This is a genomic window from Herbiconiux daphne (genome assembly GCF_024979295.1).
GTDB lineage: Bacteria > Actinomycetota > Actinomycetes > Actinomycetales > Microbacteriaceae > Herbiconiux > Herbiconiux daphnes.
On sequence record NZ_JANLCJ010000003.1, the window covers coordinates 75,124 to 92,073 of the forward strand.

General features: G+C 70.3%; 18 protein-coding genes and 2 tRNA genes. 4 read left to right on the forward strand and 16 right to left on the reverse strand.

Annotated features, from left to right (window positions below; translation table 11 throughout):
- Positions 1-8 precede the first annotated feature (8 nt).
- Positions 9-851 carry a class II glutamine amidotransferase gene (locus N1032_RS09085; RefSeq protein WP_259538745.1) on the reverse strand — a complete coding sequence of 281 codons (843 nt, stop codon included), beginning with the start codon at positions 849-851 and terminating at the stop codon, positions 9-11.
- A gap of 172 nt (positions 852-1,023) precedes the next feature.
- Between N1032_RS09085 and N1032_RS09090 the strand changes: the two genes are divergently transcribed.
- Positions 1,024-1,938, forward strand: a complete 915-nt coding sequence (locus N1032_RS09090) for an alpha/beta fold hydrolase (RefSeq protein WP_259538746.1) — start codon at positions 1,024-1,026, stop codon at positions 1,936-1,938.
- A 23-nt stretch (positions 1,939-1,961) separates the two neighbouring features.
- Here the strand turns inward: N1032_RS09090 and N1032_RS09095 are convergent, their stop codons facing one another.
- Positions 1,962-3,041 carry a hypothetical protein gene (locus tag N1032_RS09095; protein ID WP_259538747.1) on the reverse strand — a complete coding sequence of 360 codons (1,080 nt, stop codon included), beginning with the start codon at positions 3,039-3,041 and terminating at the stop codon, positions 1,962-1,964.
- Between the two features lie 44 nt (positions 3,042-3,085).
- Positions 3,086-4,087: a helix-turn-helix transcriptional regulator gene (locus N1032_RS09100; protein ID WP_259538748.1), complete on the reverse strand. Its 1,002-nt coding sequence runs from the start codon at positions 4,085-4,087 to the stop codon at positions 3,086-3,088.
- Between the two features lie 103 nt (positions 4,088-4,190).
- Here N1032_RS09100 and N1032_RS09105 point away from each other — a divergent pair, with 103 nt between their 5' ends.
- Complete coding sequence (locus tag N1032_RS09105) at positions 4,191-4,655, forward strand: VOC family protein (RefSeq protein ID WP_259538749.1); 465 nt, start codon at positions 4,191-4,193, stop codon at positions 4,653-4,655.
- Between the two features lie 28 nt (positions 4,656-4,683).
- On the opposite strand, the gene N1032_RS09110 is transcribed toward N1032_RS09105, so the two are convergent.
- The 3 genes from N1032_RS09110 to N1032_RS09120 form a co-directional block, all read right to left on the reverse strand.
- Positions 4,684-4,757, reverse strand: a tRNA-Ile gene (locus N1032_RS09110).
- A gap of 93 nt (positions 4,758-4,850) precedes the next feature.
- Positions 4,851-6,065: a glycosyltransferase gene (locus N1032_RS09115; protein ID WP_407933029.1), complete on the reverse strand. Its 1,215-nt coding sequence runs from the start codon at positions 6,063-6,065 to the stop codon at positions 4,851-4,853.
- A gap of 102 nt (positions 6,066-6,167) precedes the next feature.
- The gene (locus N1032_RS09120) at positions 6,168-7,082 is read right to left on the reverse strand and encodes a DMT family transporter (protein ID WP_259538750.1); all 915 of its coding nucleotides are present in this window, start codon (positions 7,080-7,082) and stop codon (positions 6,168-6,170) included.
- Between the two features lie 42 nt (positions 7,083-7,124).
- Here N1032_RS09120 and def point away from each other — a divergent pair, with 42 nt between their 5' ends.
- Entirely contained in the window at positions 7,125-7,691 is a 567-nt protein-coding gene (def, locus tag N1032_RS09125; protein WP_259538751.1) for a peptide deformylase, read from the forward strand.
- 54 nt (positions 7,692-7,745) lie between these two features.
- Here the strand turns inward: def and N1032_RS09130 are convergent, their stop codons facing one another.
- The 8 genes from N1032_RS09130 to dusB form a co-directional block, all read right to left on the reverse strand.
- Positions 7,746-8,051 (reverse strand): AzlD domain-containing protein, encoded by a 306-nt coding sequence (locus N1032_RS09130; protein WP_259538752.1) that lies wholly within the window; start codon positions 8,049-8,051, stop codon positions 7,746-7,748.
- A complete protein-coding gene (locus tag N1032_RS09135; protein ID WP_259538754.1) occupies positions 8,048-8,755 on the reverse strand; it encodes an AzlC family ABC transporter permease in 708 nt (235 codons plus the stop codon). The genes N1032_RS09130 and N1032_RS09135 overlap by 4 nt, the downstream gene beginning before the upstream one ends.
- Positions 8,756-8,805: 50 nt before the next feature.
- Positions 8,806-8,878: transfer RNA gene (locus tag N1032_RS09140), tRNA-Asn, on the reverse strand.
- 84 nt (positions 8,879-8,962) lie between these two features.
- The gene (locus N1032_RS09145; RefSeq protein WP_310795934.1) at positions 8,963-9,967 is read right to left on the reverse strand and encodes a D-isomer specific 2-hydroxyacid dehydrogenase family protein; all 1,005 of its coding nucleotides are present in this window, start codon (positions 9,965-9,967) and stop codon (positions 8,963-8,965) included.
- Complete coding sequence (locus N1032_RS09150) at positions 9,964-10,950, reverse strand: ATP-binding cassette domain-containing protein (RefSeq protein ID WP_259538755.1); 987 nt, start codon at positions 10,948-10,950, stop codon at positions 9,964-9,966. Before N1032_RS09150 ends, N1032_RS09145 begins: the two co-directional genes overlap by 4 nt.
- Positions 10,951-10,975: 25 nt before the next feature.
- Positions 10,976-13,021: a DNA primase gene (dnaG, locus tag N1032_RS09155; protein WP_259538756.1), complete on the reverse strand. Its 2,046-nt coding sequence runs from the start codon at positions 13,019-13,021 to the stop codon at positions 10,976-10,978.
- A gap of 4 nt (positions 13,022-13,025) precedes the next feature.
- Positions 13,026-14,348, reverse strand: coding sequence for a deoxyguanosinetriphosphate triphosphohydrolase (locus N1032_RS09160; RefSeq protein ID WP_259538757.1), 1,323 nt, complete (start codon positions 14,346-14,348; stop codon positions 13,026-13,028).
- A complete protein-coding gene (gene dusB / locus N1032_RS09165; RefSeq protein ID WP_259538758.1) occupies positions 14,338-15,525 on the reverse strand; it encodes a tRNA dihydrouridine synthase DusB in 1,188 nt (395 codons plus the stop codon). Before dusB ends, N1032_RS09160 begins: the two co-directional genes overlap by 11 nt.
- Positions 15,526-15,606: 81 nt before the next feature.
- On the opposite strand from dusB, the gene N1032_RS09170 reads away from it, so the two are divergent.
- Positions 15,607-16,095 carry an aminoacyl-tRNA deacylase gene (locus N1032_RS09170; protein ID WP_259538759.1) on the forward strand — a complete coding sequence of 163 codons (489 nt, stop codon included), beginning with the start codon at positions 15,607-15,609 and terminating at the stop codon, positions 16,093-16,095.
- A 31-nt stretch (positions 16,096-16,126) separates the two neighbouring features.
- Here N1032_RS09170 and N1032_RS09175 read toward each other — a convergent pair whose 3' ends face one another.
- Both N1032_RS09175 and N1032_RS09180 read right to left on the reverse strand, forming a co-directional pair.
- Entirely contained in the window at positions 16,127-16,264 is a 138-nt protein-coding gene (locus tag N1032_RS09175; RefSeq protein WP_259538760.1) for a hypothetical protein, read from the reverse strand.
- Positions 16,261-16,929 (reverse strand): DsbA family oxidoreductase, encoded by a 669-nt coding sequence (locus N1032_RS09180; RefSeq protein WP_259538761.1) that lies wholly within the window; start codon positions 16,927-16,929, stop codon positions 16,261-16,263. The genes N1032_RS09175 and N1032_RS09180 overlap by 4 nt, the downstream gene beginning before the upstream one ends.
- Positions 16,930-16,950 lie beyond the last annotated feature (21 nt).

Consider the following 16,950-nt stretch of genomic DNA (forward strand, 5'->3'; position numbering starts at 1 on the left):
TGGGGCGGTCAGGCGTCGGCCGAGAGGAACGGCCGGTGGTGGTAGCCGTCGTGGTCGATGACGGCGACGGTCGACTCCGGAACCTCTCGGAAGATGCCCGGCAGGTCGTTGAGCGGCTCCGAGACCACGACGTGCGCGTGGTCGCCGAAAAGCTTGAGCCGGGCGGCATCCGGATACATCTGCCGCACCGTGTCGACGTCGACCGAGTGGAACAACGAGCGGCTGCGGCCCTCGGACGAGTAGCGGAAGGCCCACAGGGTGCTGCCGTCGGAGACCGCGACCGTGCCCTGCATCGGAAACGGGATGCCGTGGTCGCGGCCCACCGACTCGACGAGGCCGATGGCTGCACCGAGGCCCGCGATCGGATCGCTCTGCAGCCCGAGGGTGAGCGCGAGGTGGAAGAGCACCTCGGAATCGGTCGTGCCCTGCAGGTGCGGGTAGAGCGAAGGGTCGACGGCCCAGGTGAGATCGCGCTTCACCTCGGCGAAACCGGCGAGGAAGCCGTTGTGCATGAACAGCCAGTTCTCGTGGCGGAACGGGTGGCAGTTGGTCTGCTGGATGGGCGGACCGGCCGCGGCCCGCACGTGGCTGAAGAAGAGCGGGCTGCGGATGGCCTGGGTGAGCTCGCGCAGATTGCGGTCGTTCCAGGCGGGCTCGATGCTGTGGAAGAAGGCCGGCGTCGCCCCGGGGCCGCCGTCTTCGGGATACCAGCCGAACCCGAAGCCGTCGCCGTTGACGGTCTCGTTGCCGAGCGGCGAGTTGAGCGACTGCGCCACGAGCGAGTGCTGGGCGTCGAGGATCACGGTGGAGGGTTGCAGGGGTTCGCCGATGTAGGCCAGCCAGCGGCACATGTCGTCACGCCTTCGTTCAGAATGGTGCGGTGGGCCGACAGTACCGCCCGGCGGATGCCGCCGACTCATCCGGTGCGGGTGAAACCGGCTGCCCGGGGTCGTCACCCGATCAGGATGAGGCGACCGGGCGGAGTCGGCGGTAGCTTCGAGCACAGCGAGCGAGGAGGAGCGGATGCGCAGGGTTCCGAAGCGCCCCTCGTCGGCACTCGCCGAGCGGTGGACGACCGTCGACGGTGTCGACGTGTTCTACCGGGAGTCGCCCGGGCCGGTCGGGCCGGCTGGGCCCGTCGGGCAGGCGGGGCCGCCGGGTTCGCCGGAACCGGCCACTCGCACCATGATGCACCTGCACGGTTTCGGGCTATCGGGCCGTTACCTGCTGCCGACGGCCGAACTGCTGCGCGACGAGTTCCACACCCTCGTGCCCGACCTGCCGGGGTTCGGCCGCAGCGGCCGCCCCGCCGAGCCGCTCGACGTGCCCGAACTCGCCCACGCGGCCGCGCGGTTCCTCGACGACCGCGGGGTCGAGTCGGCCACGCTCGTCGGCAACTCGATGGGCTGCCCGGTCATCTGCGAGTTCGCCTACCACCACCCCGAACGCATCGAGCGGGCCGTGCTCGTGTCGCCGGCCGGCGGCATCTACAACCAGCCCTTGCGCCGCGCCATCCGGCAGCTCGCACGCGACGGATCGCGCGAGCCGGCGAGCATGATGAGGGTGGCGGCGCCCGACTACCTCCGGTTCGGGGTGCCGAGCACGCTGCGGCTCTTCCGGGCGCTCACCCGCTATCCCTCGCTCGACCGCCTGCTGGCACTGCGCATCCCGACGCTCGTGGTGCTGGGCAGTCGTGACCCGCTGATGCCGGGCCCGGCGCGCATCCGCGAGGTCGCCCGGCAGAGCGAGAACCACGTGCTGGTCGTCGTCATCGACGGCGCGGCCCACGCGATCAACTTCAGCAACCCCGGCGAGCTGGCCAACGTCATCCGTCAGTTCATGGCCGACAAGCCCATCGTCGACGACCCGGATGCGCCCGGCACCGCGCGCGCCTACGAGATCCACCGCGGCTCGCTGCATCCGCCGGCCGTGCCCTGAGGAGCCCGCCCGCATCGGCGGTGTCACGGGTGCGCAAGGCGACAGGCCTGCTCGAGAGCGGTGGCATACGACAACGGCTTACGAACCGCCTCGGACGGCACGCGAGCCAACAGGGAGCGTGCGACGGCGATGTGGGACTCGTCGCGCGTGAGTTCGGCGAGATCGAGCAGCGCACCGGCGAGCGAGCCTCCTCCCGACGGACGGGCGCCGTCATCGGTGTCGACGAACACCGACGGGTCCCACGACACCGCTGACCCCGACGACGCCGCTGAGACCGACGACACCGCTGAGACCGGTGTGCCGTCGGGCCGCGGTTCCGCCAGGGCGACCGCGACGAGGTCACGCGCGGCGTCGGCGAACCCGGGGTCTCCCGAGGCCCGCGTGACTGCGATCAGGCCCGCGGCGCACAGGGCGTAGTCGGCGAGGCCGGCGCTCGATCCACTCAGGCGACCCTCGATCGACGAACGCGCGAGGCGACCGTCGACGTAGCGGTGCCTCGTCAGCAGGAACTCGATCGCCGCCACCGCCGCGTCGAGCAACCGGGGTTCCCGGAGCACCGTCGCCGCGCGCGACAGAGCCCGTACCGCGAGACCGGTGCCCGCCGTCTCGACCCGCAGATCGCGGCGCTCGGTCTCGCGGTCGATGCCCGAGGCGAAGCCGCCGCTGTCGAGCCGGAGGGCATCCCGCACGAACCAGGCGATGCCGGCGGCGCATTCCATGGCCGTCGACCGCGTCGCCACGTCACTCGACTCGGCCGCAGCGACGAGGAAGGCGTCGAGCAGAAGGCCGTTGACGTCGAGAGGCAGCTGCGGACGCGGGGCGTTCCAGTCGCGCAAGGCCGCCGCGGCGCTGAACCCTCCGCTGGCGTCACGGAGGGGCGACGCGGCCAGCACCGAGAGTGCCCTGGTCGCAGAACGCTCGGCATCGAGACGCTGGAGCAGGAGGATCGCCGGCGCATTGACGAATTTCGACGGGCCGCCGAATCCGCCGAAGGTCGTGTCTTCGACCTCGGTCAGGCGCTCCAGCGTCTGTTCGCGCCAGCCGGCCGGCCAGGGCCCGTCGGCGGACGCTCGACCTTCCGTCGTTCTAGGCCCCTCGAACACGGAACGAGCATAGTCGACGAAACCTCAGCTGGGAGTCGGCCCGGTCAGCCGGCCGCGGTCGCCGCGTTGCGGGCGGCGAGGGTGGCGAAGGCCGCGGTGAGCTCCGGCGGCCCGATGACCCGGATGGCCGCGTCGAACCGGTTGAGCGAGGCGGCGAGTCCGACCCACGACCACGCGCCGGCGTCGAGCCGGCAGCGGTCGGGGCCCAGGTCTTCGACGACGCCGTCGCCCGCGAAGGGCAGCACGTCGCTCGCGGGCAGCTCGAGCATCACGCTGCCGACGCACGGCCAGCGGTCCGCGTGCTGAGACCCCATGAACCGGGCCGACACGAACGCGGTCGCGTCGGCGCCGCCCGGGAGGTCGCGCGGTGCGAATCGCGGGCCGGTGGGGGTGCGGGGCGTGATGCGATCGGCGCGGAAGAGTCGCCAGTCGTCGCGGTCGAGATCCCAGGCCACGAGATACCAGCGGCCGCGCGACATCACCAGGTGGTGGGGTTCCACCCGTCGCGGGGGAACCGGGGCGGCGGCATCCGGCGGATGCCCGGCCCCCTCGAAGGAGCCGCCGGCGTAGTCGAATCGCACCACCTCCCGGGCCCGAACGGCCGTCGACAGCGCGACCAGCACGTCGGGCGGCACCGGCTCGACGGCCGCGTCGCCGGGCCGGGCCGGCATGGCCGTGAACTGCAGCGCGTTCACGCGGTGCCGCAGACGAGACGGCATCACCTGGCGCACGGTGGTGAGGGCTCGCACCGCCGCCTCCTCGATGCCGGCGCCGGTCGCCGTGGCCGCCTGCAGCGCCACCGTCAGGGCGATGACCTGGTCGTCGTCGAACAGCAGCGGAGGTAGCTCGCTGCCGGCATCGAGGCGGTAGCCGCCATCCGCCCCCATCGTGGCCTGGATGCGATAGCCCAGTTCGCGCAGGCGGTCGACGTCGCGGCGCACCGTTCGGTCGCTGATGTTCAGTCGCTGGGCGAGCACCGAGCCCGGCCAGTCGCGGCGCGTCTGCAACAGCGACAGCAGGGTCAACAGGCGTGTGGTCGTCGTCATGGTCCGATCGTATTGCTTATCTAGGACAGAAACAGACCTAGACGGCTGCGAGAGTCGAAGACGTCGGGGAGAAGCCCCGGCGACGGTCTCACGAGGAGCAGACATGAGCATCACGACCACCACCCACCTCAACTTCCGCGGCGACGCCCGGGCGGCGCTGACCTTCTACCAGTCGGTCTTCGGCGGCGAGCTCGCCATCACCACCTACGGCGACTTCGGTATGCCGGCCGAGGCCCCCGGGGCGCAGAACGTCGTCTTCGGCCAGGTCGTGAGCCCCGAAGGCTTCCGCGTGCTGGCCTATGACATCCCCGGTCAGTCGGGCGGCTCGGCGGCGGGCACCGGTTCGACACACCGCGAGAACGGCGTCACGATCACCGATCAGCCGTTCTTCGTGTCGGTCGAGGTCGGCACCCTGCCCGAGGTCGGGGCCTACTGGCAGGCACTCGCCGAGGACGCGACGATCGTGGAACCGCTCGCCGCGTCGGCCTGGAGCGCCGGCTTCGGCATGCTTACGGACCGTTTCGGGGTGACCTGGATTTTCGGCGTCGCCGCCCCGGCATCCGCCTGACCGACGCGATCGGGGCGCGCGCTCTCGGTAGGGCGGACGGGACTTGAACCCGTGACCGACGGATTATGAGTCCGCTGCTCTAACCAGCTGAGCTACCGCCCCGATCGGGTCGCGCCCGGCCGAGAGGCGAGGGCGTTACCGCGAGACAACGATACCGCCTCGCTCGGCGGCATCCGGTCAGGCAGCGGCCGCCGGTCAGGCCGCGTCGGTGCGGCCGTCGGTTGCCGACCTGCCGACCACCGGCGCCGTCACCGGCTCGCCCCGGTAGAGATGCTCGAAGGTGTTGAGGGTGCGCTGGATGTCGTGAGCGGCCACGATCGTGAGCGACTCGTTCTTCAGCACGTCGAGCTCGGCCTGCGGAAGCCGCAGGATGTGCTCGAGCTTGTCGGCGAGCTCCTGGGCGTCGCCCGGCGTGAACAGGAAGCCGTTCTTGCCGTCGTGCACCAGGTGCGGCAGAGCCATGGCGTCGGCCGCGACCACGGGCAGCCCGCTCGCCATCGCCTCCATGGTGGCGATGCTCTGCAGCTCGGCGATCGAGGGCATCGCGAACACGGTGGCCCGGGTGTAGAGCCGCTGCTTCTCTTCTTCGGTCACGTAGCCCGTGAAGGTGACGCGGTCGCCGATGCCGAGCTGGTTGGCCATGGCCTGCAGGTTCTTCAGCTGGTCGCCGCCGCCCACGATGTCGAGCTTCGTGTCGAGGTCGGCGGGCAGCAGCTGAATGGCCTTGAGCAGCACGTCGAGGTGCTTCTCGCCGGCCACGCGGCCGACGAAGATGACGCGGTTCTCGGTGCGCGGCGTGAAGTCGGCGACGTATTCGTCGGCGTTGATGCCGCAGGAGATGGCATAGACGTTGTCGATGCCCGTGGCCTTCTCGAAGTAGTCGGCGGCTTTGCGGGTGGGTGCGGTGACGACATCCGCTCGGATGAACGACCGGCGGGCAGCCGCCCAGGCCAGACCGATGGCCCAGTTCTGCAAGAACTTCGGGATGCCGGTGAACGCGAGCATGTTCTCGGGCATGACGTGGTTCGTGCCCACGATGCGGATGCCGCGCTTCTGCGCCTCGTCGGAGAGGCCGCGCCCGATGATGATGTGCGACTGGAAGTGCACCACGTCGGGCTTCACCTCGTCGATGATGCGGGCGCTGTTCTGCTTGATGCGCCACGGCAGGGCGAAGGTGAGCCAGTCGTGCGGATACCAGCGCCAGCTGTAGAGCCGGTGCACGGTGACCTTCTGACCGTCGTAGATCTCGGTGCGGGCGCCCACCGGCAGTTTGGCGGAGGGCGCGACAACGTGCACGTCGTGCCCGCGGGCGGCGAGGCCCGAGGCCAGGTGCTCGGCGAAGCGGGCCGAGCCGTTGACGTCGGGCGAGAAGGTGTCTCCGCCGATCAGGATCCGAAGGGGCCGCTGCAGGTCGCCGGCCGTGGGGGCGCCGGCCGTGCCGGTGCCCGTTTCTGCGTCGGTGTCTGCGGAGTCTGTCAAACCGTCGTCTCTCATGCTTGGGAAGAACCTACCTTAGCGTTGCGCCTGGGGGTGGTATCTCGCGAGCCCGAACACTCCCAGGATCGCGATGAGGCCCGACAGCAGGAAGGCGAAGATGGCCCAGAGCGGCGCCTGCGACGCCTCGCCGAGCACCAGCACCCCGATGGCCACGGCCACCAGGGGGTCGATGACGGTGAGCCCGGCGATCACCAGGTCGGGCGGGCCCGACGAGTAGGCGTTCTGCACGAAGTAGCCGCCGAGCGCCGCGGCCGACAGCAGCCCGACGAGGGCGAGCAGCGTCAACCACTCGAAATGCGCCTGGAAGACCCGGCTGATGACCACCTTGGCGAGCGTCGCCACGAAGCCGTAGAGCACGCCGGCCCCCACGATGTAGGCGAGCGCCTTGAAGCGGCGGCGCAGGAAGGCGAACGTCAGGGCGAAGATGAGCAGCACGACGGCGAGCACGATCAGGATGATGATGAGGTCGGCCGTGGTGACCGGCTTGTCGACCGCCGTGAAGGCGGCGACGAGCACGAACAGCCCCACGCCGCCCACGCAGAGCACGATCGAGATGACCGAGCTGCGGTTGAGCTTGACCTTGCTGATGCGCGAGTTGAGGATCGCCGTGATGACGAGCGCGACGGCGCCGAGCGGCTGCACCACGATGATCGGCGAGAACCCGAGGCTGGTGAGCTGGAACACGATGGCGAGCCCGAGCATGAGCGTGCCGATCACCCACGACGGCCGGCTCAGCAGCGCGAACAGCTGGCGGCCGTTGAGGCCCTTGTCGGCCTGCTGCGTGTTCGCCTCGACCTTGGTGACCCCGCGGTGCTGGAACTGCGCGCCGAGGCTCAGGAAGACGGCACCGACCAGAGCGATGGGGATGCCGATGAATTGCTTCGGGTCGAGCGCGATCTGGTCGCTGAGCTCGAACAGTTCAGGAGGCACCCGTCGACATTACCTCGACAGGTGCGCCGTTAGGCTTAGCGAATGGCCGTTCTCCCGATCCGGATCTCCGGAGACCCCGTGCTGCACTCCCCCGCCTTTCCGGTCGCCGAGTTCGACGACACGCTGCGAACCCTCGTCGCCGACATGTTCGACACGATGGACGAAGCCCCCGGAGTCGGTCTCGCCGCCCCGCAGGTGGGCGTGCCACTTCGCGTGTTCGTCTACAGCTACACCGACGACCACGACGAGCAGCACCGCGGGGTGGCCGTGAACCCCGAGCTCTTCATCACGCCGGCCTCGCCCGAGCCGGCCGATCCCGACACCGAGTCGGAGGGTTGCCTGTCGTTCCCGGGCCCGCGCTTTCCACTGGCCCGCGGCGCCCGGGCGCTGCTGCGCGCCCACGATCTCGACGGCCGGCCGTTCGAGATCGAGACCGGCGGATGGCTCGCCCGCATCTTCCAGCACGAGTTCGACCACCTCGACGGCCTGCTCTACATCGACCGCATCGATCGCGTCTACGGCAAGGTCGCCGCGAAGATCGAGCGCAAGAAGGGCTGGGGAGTTCCGGGAATCGCCTGGCTGCCCGGAGTCGACCACCTCGACGCCTGACGGCACGGCTGGGAGTTTTCCGCGCAGGGCTCCGCTCAGGTGCAGAGCCTCCGCTCAGGTGAAGGCGCGGATGCCGGCCGCCACCGCCGCGGCCACGATCACGACCACCACGAACGGCACCCGCAGGGCGTAGAGCCCCGCCGCCACGAGCACGGCCGGCACCCGCGCGTCGACCGCGATCGACTGACCGGCGCCGAGCGTCTGCACGGCGATGAGCGCCGCCAGCAGCGCCACGGTGAGCAGGTTGGCGATGCGCGACACCGTCGGGTGCTCGAACGCCCGCGGCGGAATGAGGTAGCCCAGCACCTTGAGGGCGACGCAGACGACGGATGCCAGGATGACGATGTTCCACGCGCTCACGCCCGCTCCTCCTTGCCGCCGAGCAGGTTGAACGCGCCCACCACGATCGCGACCACGGCCGCCACGAGCACCGGCAGTCCGGGGGTGAGGAAGGGCGTCAGGAGGGTCGCGACGAACGCGGCGCCGACGGCCACGGCCTGGGTCTGACGCTGCTTGAGCCGGGGCCAGAGCAGCCCGAGGAAGGCCGCCGCGGCCGCGGCATCCAGGCCGTAGGCGCTCACGTCACCGAGGAGGTCGCCGATCAGCGCCCCGATCAGCGTGGTGACGTTCCAGCCGAGATAGATCAGGATGCCGGTGACCCAGAAGCCGACCCGCTGCGCCGACGGGGTCGGCTGCGCCACCGCCACGGCCACGGACTCGTCGATGGTGACCTGGGCGGCGGCGGCACGGCGCCAGAATCCGGGGCCGATGAGCGGCGACATCCGGATCGAGTAGAACACGTTGCGCACGCCGAGCAGGCCCGCGCTCGTGATGGCGGAAGGTCCGGCCGCGATGCCGCCCGACGCGAGAACCCCGATCAGGGCGAACTGCGAGCCGCCGGTGAACATCACCAGGCTGAGAAAGCAGGTCTGCCAGATGTCGAGGCCCGAGAGTGTGGCGAGAGCCCCGAACGACACCCCGTAGGCCGTGGTGGCGAGCCCCACCGCGAGACCGGCGCGGAAGGCCGCCGTCTCTTCGGGGGTGCGACGCGGGCGGCTGGACATGGTCTCCTCAGACGAAGAAAGGCCCCGCGGGTGGAGCCGCGAGGCCTTCGCTCCCCGACTTGGACTCGAACCAAGAACCTGCCGGTTAACAGCCGGCTGCTCTGCCAATTGAGCTATCGAGGAATGCTGGTGAAGCGTGAATACACTATCACTGATTTTCGGGGCGCTTTGTCACCGCTCCCCTCCGGCACGCCCGGCGGGCGGGTGTCAGTAGCCGGCGGCGGGGTCGACCCGGCCCGCGAAATCGCCGGTGTCGAGCAGCGCCCTGACGTTGTGGCGCACCCGCGCGGCGAGCAGCGGCGCAGTCATCTCGGGCGTGTCTGCCGAGTGCGGCGTGATGATGGCGTGGGGCTCGGCCCAGAGCGGATGACCGTCGGGCAGCGGCTCGGGGTCGGTCACGTCGACCCCGGCTCCTGCGATGGCTCCGGACCGCAACGCGGCCACCAGGGCGTCGGTGTCGATCAGGGCGCCGCGGGCGATGTTCACGATGTATGCCGAATCGCGCATGAGTTCGAACTCGGCTGCCGAGAACATGTTCGCGGTGCCGGGGGTCGACGCCGCGGCGACCACGACGACGTCGGCATCGGGGAGCACCTCGTGCAGGCGGTCGTCGGTGACCGTGCGCGTGGCGCCGGCCACGGGGTCGCCTGAACGGCGCACCACCGTGCTGGTCACGCCGAATGGCTCGAGCAGGCGCAGCAGCTCGATCGCGATGCCCCCGGCGCCTACGATCACCACGTGCAGACCGTAGAGCGACCAGCCAGCCTTCGGGCCCCACGAGGTGGCCCGGATGCGCTCGGGCAGGTCGCGCAGCAGCGCGAGCGTGAGTGTGAGCGCGTGCTCGGCCACGGGCTGGGCGAATGCGCCTTTCGCGCTGGTGAAGATGCGGCCTGGCACGGCCTGGTCGCGGATGACCTCGGCGAAGGCGTCGATGCCCGCCCAGGGCAGCTGCGCCCATCCGATCTGCGGATGCGCGGCCAGAGCGGCGGCGAAGTCGTCGGCGCCCTCGGAGCTGAGCCACACCAGGCCGCGGGTGTCGTCGTCGAGCGGGGCGACGGTTCCGCCGGCGTCTTCGACCGCGGCGACGAAGAACGGGTCGGGCTCGGGCAGCACCGCGATCGGGCCCGGTGCGGGCCGGTCGCCCGGCGCGAGGGTCTCGGCCGGCACCGCGAGCACCTCGCGGTGCCGGCCCCGACGGTCAGGCCCCGTCACGCGCGGCGCCCGTCGCCGGCGTCGCCGGCGTCGTGGACGTCGCCGTCACCTGTGACGCCAGCGACGTCGGGGCCGTCGTCGCCATCGCCGTTGGAATCGGCGTGACCGTCGAGGTCATTTCCGTCTCCGTCGAAGTCATCTCCGTCACCGTCGAAATCTTCGTCGTCGTACTCGTCGTCGCCGTAGCTCTCGCGGGCGAGCCCGGCCACATAGGGATGCCGGGGGTCGCCCAGCACGTCGTCGATCGGTCCGAGGCCCACGACGACGCCCTCGTGGATGACGGCGATGCGGTCGACCGACCGGCGCAGCGTCTCGAGGTCGTGGCTCACGATCAGCGCGCTCGCGCCGCGCGACCGCTGCAGGCCGGCGATCACGTCGACCACCGCGCCGCGCACCGACACGTCGACGCCCGCCGTGGGCTCGTCGGCGATGAGCAGCACCGGGTCGAGGATGAGCCCCCGGGCCACCGCCACCCTCTGGCGCTGGCCGCTCGAGAGCTCGTGCGGGTATTTCAGCATCGAGCCCACGGGCAGCAGAAGGGCATCGACGAGGGTCGCGGCCTTGAGCCCGGCCTTCTGCCGGTTGTAGCGCTTGTCGCGAAGGAACAGCGGCTCGGCCACGAGCTCGGCGACCGTCATGTTCGAGGTGAGGTTCGATCCGGCATCCTGCGACACGAACCCCACGCCCAGGGTGAGCTTGTTGAGCTTCGACCGTTTGATGCCTCGCATCTCGAAGCCCAGCACGTCGAGGCTGCCGCCGATGATGCGCGGCGAGTTGTCTTTCGAGCCCCGCAGAGCCGCCTGGCCCGAGGCGATCTGGGCGAGGGTGGACTTGCCCGAGCCGCTCGACCCCACGAGGCCGACGATCTCGCCCGGCCGGATGGTGAGGGTGAAACCCTTGACCGCCGTGAACGCCGAGCTCACGCTGTGCGCGGGGTATTCGACCGTGACGTCGCTGGCGGTGAGTATGTTTCTGTCGGCCATGATTTTCGAGCCTAGGCGGTTGGCCTCATTCGGCCTGCAAGGCGCGGCGGTCGGCCTCGAGTTGCACGAGCTGCCGCTGGATGTCGCGGTAGACCTCGGGTTGGGCGACCGCGTCGGTGCGCTGCAACGTGCCCTTCAGCTCCTCTTTGCGACGGCCGAGGTGACGCTGGATGAGCGAGCTCGTGATGCGCCGCAGGTAGAGTTCCGGCTGCCGTTCGGGGCGCTCGGGAATGGGCGCGACGGCGAGCTGCTCCACGAGCGAGCGGTATTCCTCGGGCACGTCGGCCTGCACCACGGCCACCCAGTCGGGGCGGTCGAACGCATCGATGTTGCGGCCGATCGAGTCGCGGATGGCCGCCAGCGCGCCGTTGTTGAACCCGCAGACGCTCGCCTGGCCGAGCAGCTCGCGCCCCACGATCACGGGTGACTGCAGCAGGGCCATCAACGCGTCGCGCTCGGTGCGCACCGCCGTGGTCGACGGCAGGTCGGTGATCGACACGCTCGGCCGCACGACGGGCTGGTCGAATCCCGGGGCCGGCTCGGCCAGCGAGGTGATCGACTGGGCACCGGGAGTCACGACCACCACGCCCTGCGCTCCCCCGGCGTCGCCCCGGCCGTGCGAAACCGCCGCGGGCGTGCCCGAGGAGGCCCCGTGCCGGGCGTCGCCGGACCGGGCATCGGGCCGTGCTTCCAGCGCCCGACCGCCGTCGCGACCGGAGGCTGCGCCCGACGCCGACGTCGACGCCGACGAGCGCGAACCGGCGCTGTCGACGGCTCGCCGCACGTCGTCGAGTTCCATCGCGAGCATCTTGGCGAGCTGACGGGTGTAGGCCGGTCGCAGAGCAGGGTCGCGGATGTCGGCGACGATCGGAGCGGCGTCGCGCAGCGCGGCGACGCGCCCCTCGACCGTCTCGAGGTCGTAGGCCGAGAGCTTCTGCTTGATCACGAACTCGAACATCGGCTTCTTGCCCTTGACGAGCCGGCGCACGGCGTCGTCGCCCTGCGCCAGGCGCAGGTCGCACGGGTCGAGACCGTCGGGCGCGACCGCGACGTAGGTCTGGGCGGCGAACCGCTGCTCTTCGCTGAACGCGCGCAGGGCGGCCTTCTGGCCCGCGGCATCCGGGTCGAAGGTGAAGATGACTTCGCCGAGGCCCGCGCTGTCGTCAGAGAGCACGCGCCGCATGATCTTGATGTGGTCGACGCCGAACGAGGTGCCGCAGGTGGCGACCGCCGTGGTGACACCGGCCAAGTGGCACGCCATCACGTCGGTGTAGCCCTCGACCACCACCACCTGGCGGCTGCGGGCGATGTCGCGTTTGGCCAGATCGAGGCCGTAGAGCACCTGCGCCTTGTGGTAGATCGGTGTCTCGGGCGTGTTGAGGTATTTCGGGCCCTTGTCGTCGTCGAACAGCCGGCGGGCGCCGAACCCGACCGTCTGACCCGTCTGGTCGCGGATGGGCCAGATCAAGCGCCCCCGGAACCGGTCGTAGGTGCCCCGGTCGCCGGCGCTCAGCAGGCCCGCGGCGGTGAGCTCGGCCTCGGTGAAGCCGCGGCCGCGCAGGTGCTTGCCCAGGTTGTCCCACCCCTGCGGGGCGTAGCCCACGCCGAAATGGGCGGCGACGGATGCGTCGAACCCGCGCTCACCGAGGAACGCCCGCCCGGCATCGGCGCCCGGCGCGGTGAGCTGCTCGGCGAAGTACTCGCGGGCGGCCTCGTTCGCCGCGAGCAGCCTGGCACGGTTGCCCTGGTCGGCCGCGGGGCCGCCGTCTTCGTAGTGCAGCTGGTAGCCGATCTTGGCCGCGAGGCGCTCGACCGCCTCGGAGAAGGTGACGTGGTCCATCTTCTGCAGGAAGGTGAAGACGTCGCCGCCCTCGCCGCAGCCGAAGCAGTGGTAGTAGCCCACCTGGGGGCGCACGTGGAAGCTCGGGGAGCGTTCGTCGTGGAACGGACAGAGCCCCTTCATCGAGCCCACTCCGGCGCTCTTCAGGGTCACGAAATCGCCCACGACATCGGCGATATTGATCCGGGACCGGACTTCATCGATGTCTCCTCGACGTATCAGCCCTGCCATCTCTCTAGGATACGTTCCGGGCACCGACAGTGGCGGCGCCGGCGCTCGTCGCACCGCACAGTCGCGCGTGCCACGCCTCGGCGCTCTGGTCGGTGAGGCTCGCCACCTGGTCGACCACGATGCGCTTGCGCTCGGCGTCGTCGTCGGCCCGCTGCCAGTCGTCGCGGAACGCGGTCTCGAGCGCACGGCCCTCCGATCGCCAGAGCGTGTCGGCGAGTTCGAGCAGCAGGTTGCGCTGATCGACGTAGATCGGCTGGCGGGCGTCGTTGCTCATCACGAACACCGAGACGATGCCCTTGAGCGTCGCGATCTCGGCCTCCACCCACCGCGGAACCACCACGTTCGCCCCGTAGCGCGTGATGCTGGGCGCGGGATAGTGCTCGCGGGTGGCCCGCGTCGCGGCACCCGCGAAGCGGCCGATGAGCTGACTCGTGAGGTTCTTGAGTCTCGCGTGCGCCTGGCGCGAATTCGTCCATTCCGAGAGCCACACCTTGAGCGAGTCGAGCCGGTCGAACGCCTCGGTCAGCTCGTCGAGTGTGAAGCCCCCGCCGGTGCGGGTATGGATGCTGCGGATCAGCGCCGTGTGATCGGCCTTGACGCCCAGCACGGCGACGTCGATGTAGCCGTTCAGCACGGCGTCTTCGAAGTCGTGCACGGAGTAGGCGATGTCGTCGGAGAGATCCATCACCTGGGCCTCGACGCAGAGCGTGCGGTCGGGGGCACCCTCGCGGAACCACTCGAACACCGGCAGGTCGTCGTCGTAGACGCCGTATTTCAGCCGGCCACTGGCATCCTCGACCGGATCGGCGTGCGCCCACGGGTATTTGCAGCTCGCGTCGAGGCTCGCCCGGGTGAGGTTGAGCCCGTAGGTCTCGCCCTGCTCGCCGATGACCTTCGGCTCGAGGCGGGTCAGGATGCGCAGGCTCTGCGCGTTGCCCTCGAACCCGCCGATGTCGGCCGCCCAGTCGTTGAGCGCCCGTTCGCCGTTGTGACCGAACGGCGGGTGGCCGAGGTCGTGAGCGAGGCATGCGGTGTCGACCACGTCGGGGTCGAGGTCGAGGCTGTCGGCCAGTTCACGGCCCACTTGGGCCACCTCGAGCGAGTGGGTGAGCCGGTTGCGTGCGAAGTCGGCCACGACCGTGGGGCTCAGCACCTGGGTCTTGGCGGCGAGCCGGCGCAGCGACGACGAGTGCAGCACCCGGGCGCGGTCTCGCGCGAAGTCGCTGCGGCGGGTGTAGTGCTCCTCGGGCAGCAGTCTCTCGGCGTCGCGGTCGGAGTAGCCCTTGGTCGGCGTGAAGGTCGACAGGTCGAGTGCGTCAGCCGCCACTGTGATGCAGCTCCGCTTCGGCGATGTCGGCCCGCACCGAGGCGTCGGCGAGCGACCGTGACTCGAGCCACCGGTCGGGCAGCGAGGGGTTCTTGGGGCTGCCCGCGCGACCCCGGGGGCCCTCGGCGTCGGCGCCGGGGTAGGGAGCCGACCAGTCGAGTGTGGCCAGGATCTCGTCCATCGCCTCGAGCGTCTTCACCGTGCTGAGGCCGGCGCGCACCTCGTGCCCCACCGGGTAGCCCTTGAGATACCACGCCACGTGCTTGCGGATGTCGCGGCACGCGCGGTCTTCGTCGCCGAAGAACTCGGCCAGCAGCTCGGTGTGCCGGCGCAGCGTGCGCGCCACGTCGCCGAGCGACGGTGCCGCGCGCAGCCCGACGGCTTCGTCGGCGGTCAGCTCGCCGGAGCGCACCCGGAACGCGGCCGCCAGGTCGCCGAACAGCCACGGTCGGCCGAGGCAGCCGCGGCCGACGACGACACCGTCGCACCCCGTCTCGTCGACCATGCGCAGCGCGTCTTCACCCGACCAGATGTCGCCGTTGCCGAGCACCGGAATGCTCGTGATGGTCTCTTTGAGGGTGGCGATGGCCGACCAGTCGGCGTGGCCGCTGTAGAAGTCGGCCGCCGTGCGGGCGTGCAGCGCGATGGCCTTGACCCCCGCGCCTTCGGCGGCACGGGCGGCCTCGAGGTAGGTGAGGTGGTCGGTGTCGATTCCCTTGCGCATCTTCACGGTCACCGGGATGTCGCCGGCCGCGTCGACCACCGACTCCACGATCTCGCGGAACAGATCGAGCTTCCAGGGCAGCGCGGCACCGCCGCCCTTGCGCGTGACCTTCGGCACGGGGCATCCGAAGTTCATGTCGATGTGATCGGTGTGGTCTTCGTCGACCAGGATGCGCGCAGCGGTCGCCATGGTCGCCGGATCGACGCCGTAGAGCTGGATCGACCGCGGCGTCTCGCTCGGGTGATGGGTGATCAGCCGCATGGTCTCGGGGGTGCGCTCGACGAGAGCACGGCTCGTGATCATCTCGCTCACGTAGAGGCCGGCACCGAACTCGCGGCACAGGCGCCGGAACGCGGTGTTGGTGATTCCCGCCATCGGCGCGAGCACGACGGGCACGTCGAGCGCGATCGGCCCGATCGAGAGCTTGGGAGCGGTGAGGGTTGAAGTGGACATCGTGGTCAATTCTCCCAGACCCGGGCGCCGGAGCCGTCATTCATGGGAATCCTGTGCACAGACATCCGGTTGACTGTGATTGTGAGTGAGAAGACAGGCACCGACCGCGTGCAGCACGACGCCGACCAGCGCGGCATCCCCGTCGAGATCATCGAGCGCCCGCCGGCGGGCAGCCTCGAAGCCGCCGCGGCCGGACTCGGCCTCGAACCGGCCGACATCATGAAGAGCCTCGTGGTGAAGCGGCACGACGGCGACTTCTTGTTCGCCCTGATTCCCGGCGACCGCCAGATCAGCTGGCCGAAACTGCGCGCCCTGGTGGGCGTGAACAAGCTCTCGATGCCGCACAAAGACGTGGCCCTCGATGCGACCGGCTATGAGCGCGGCACCATCACGCCGCTCGGGTCGACCACGGCCTGGCCGGTCTACCTCGACGAGTCGTTCGCCGGCCGCCGCGTCGCCATGGGCGCGGGGGCTCCGGGGTTCAGTGCCCTCGTCGACGCCGACGCGCTCGCGCTCGGGCTCGGCGCCACGGTCGCCGACATCAGCGACCCGCTTCCGCCGCGGCCCTAGCACGGGCGCCGGGCCGCCGAGCGCCGCACGGTCACAGAGCGCAGGAATCGCCTTCGCAGACCGCTCCGGCGTCGCCGAGCGGCGCCAGCACCGTGAGCGGCGTCAGCCCGTTGAGCGGAGCACGCGGCGGCACCTCGGCCGTCTGGCTCCCGCCGTCGGCCGCGCTCATTGCCCGACCTCCACGCGCTCGTCGGCGACCTGGCGAAGCACCTGGGCGAACGTCGACGCGTCTTGCGCACCAGAGACACCGTATTTTCCGTCGATGACGAAGAACGGCACGCCCTGGATGCCGTATTGGATCGCCAGGTTCTGGTCGGCCCGCACGTCGGCGAGGTATTCGTTCGCGCGGAGCGACCGCACCACGTCGTCGCGGTCGAAGCCGAGCTCCACCGCCAGATCGGCGAGGCCGTCGATGGTTCCCACCTGCCGGCCCTCGACGAAGTAGGCCTTCAGCAGGCGCTCCTTCGCCTCGAGCTGAAGGCCGCGGGCCTTGGCGTAGTGGATGAGCTGGTGCGCCAGCACGGTGTTCGCGTGCTTGAGGTTGGGGTAGTCGTAGTCGAGGCCCACCGACGCGGCGATGCCGGTGACTCGCTCGAGCATCGGCCCGATCTGCTCGGGCGGAAAGCCCTTCATGGCCAGGAACTCCTCATGGCTGCCCGCGAAGTCGACGGGAGTGTCGGGCGAGAGTTCGAAGCTGTGGTACTCGATCTGCACCGGCACGGCGTCGTCGTCGACCCCGTATTCGGCGATGCCGTTCTCGAGCTTGCGCTTGCCGATGTAGCACCAGGGGCAGGCGATGTCCGACCAGATGTCGATCTTGATGGCGTCACTCATGCAAAGGTGAACCGCGCCGGC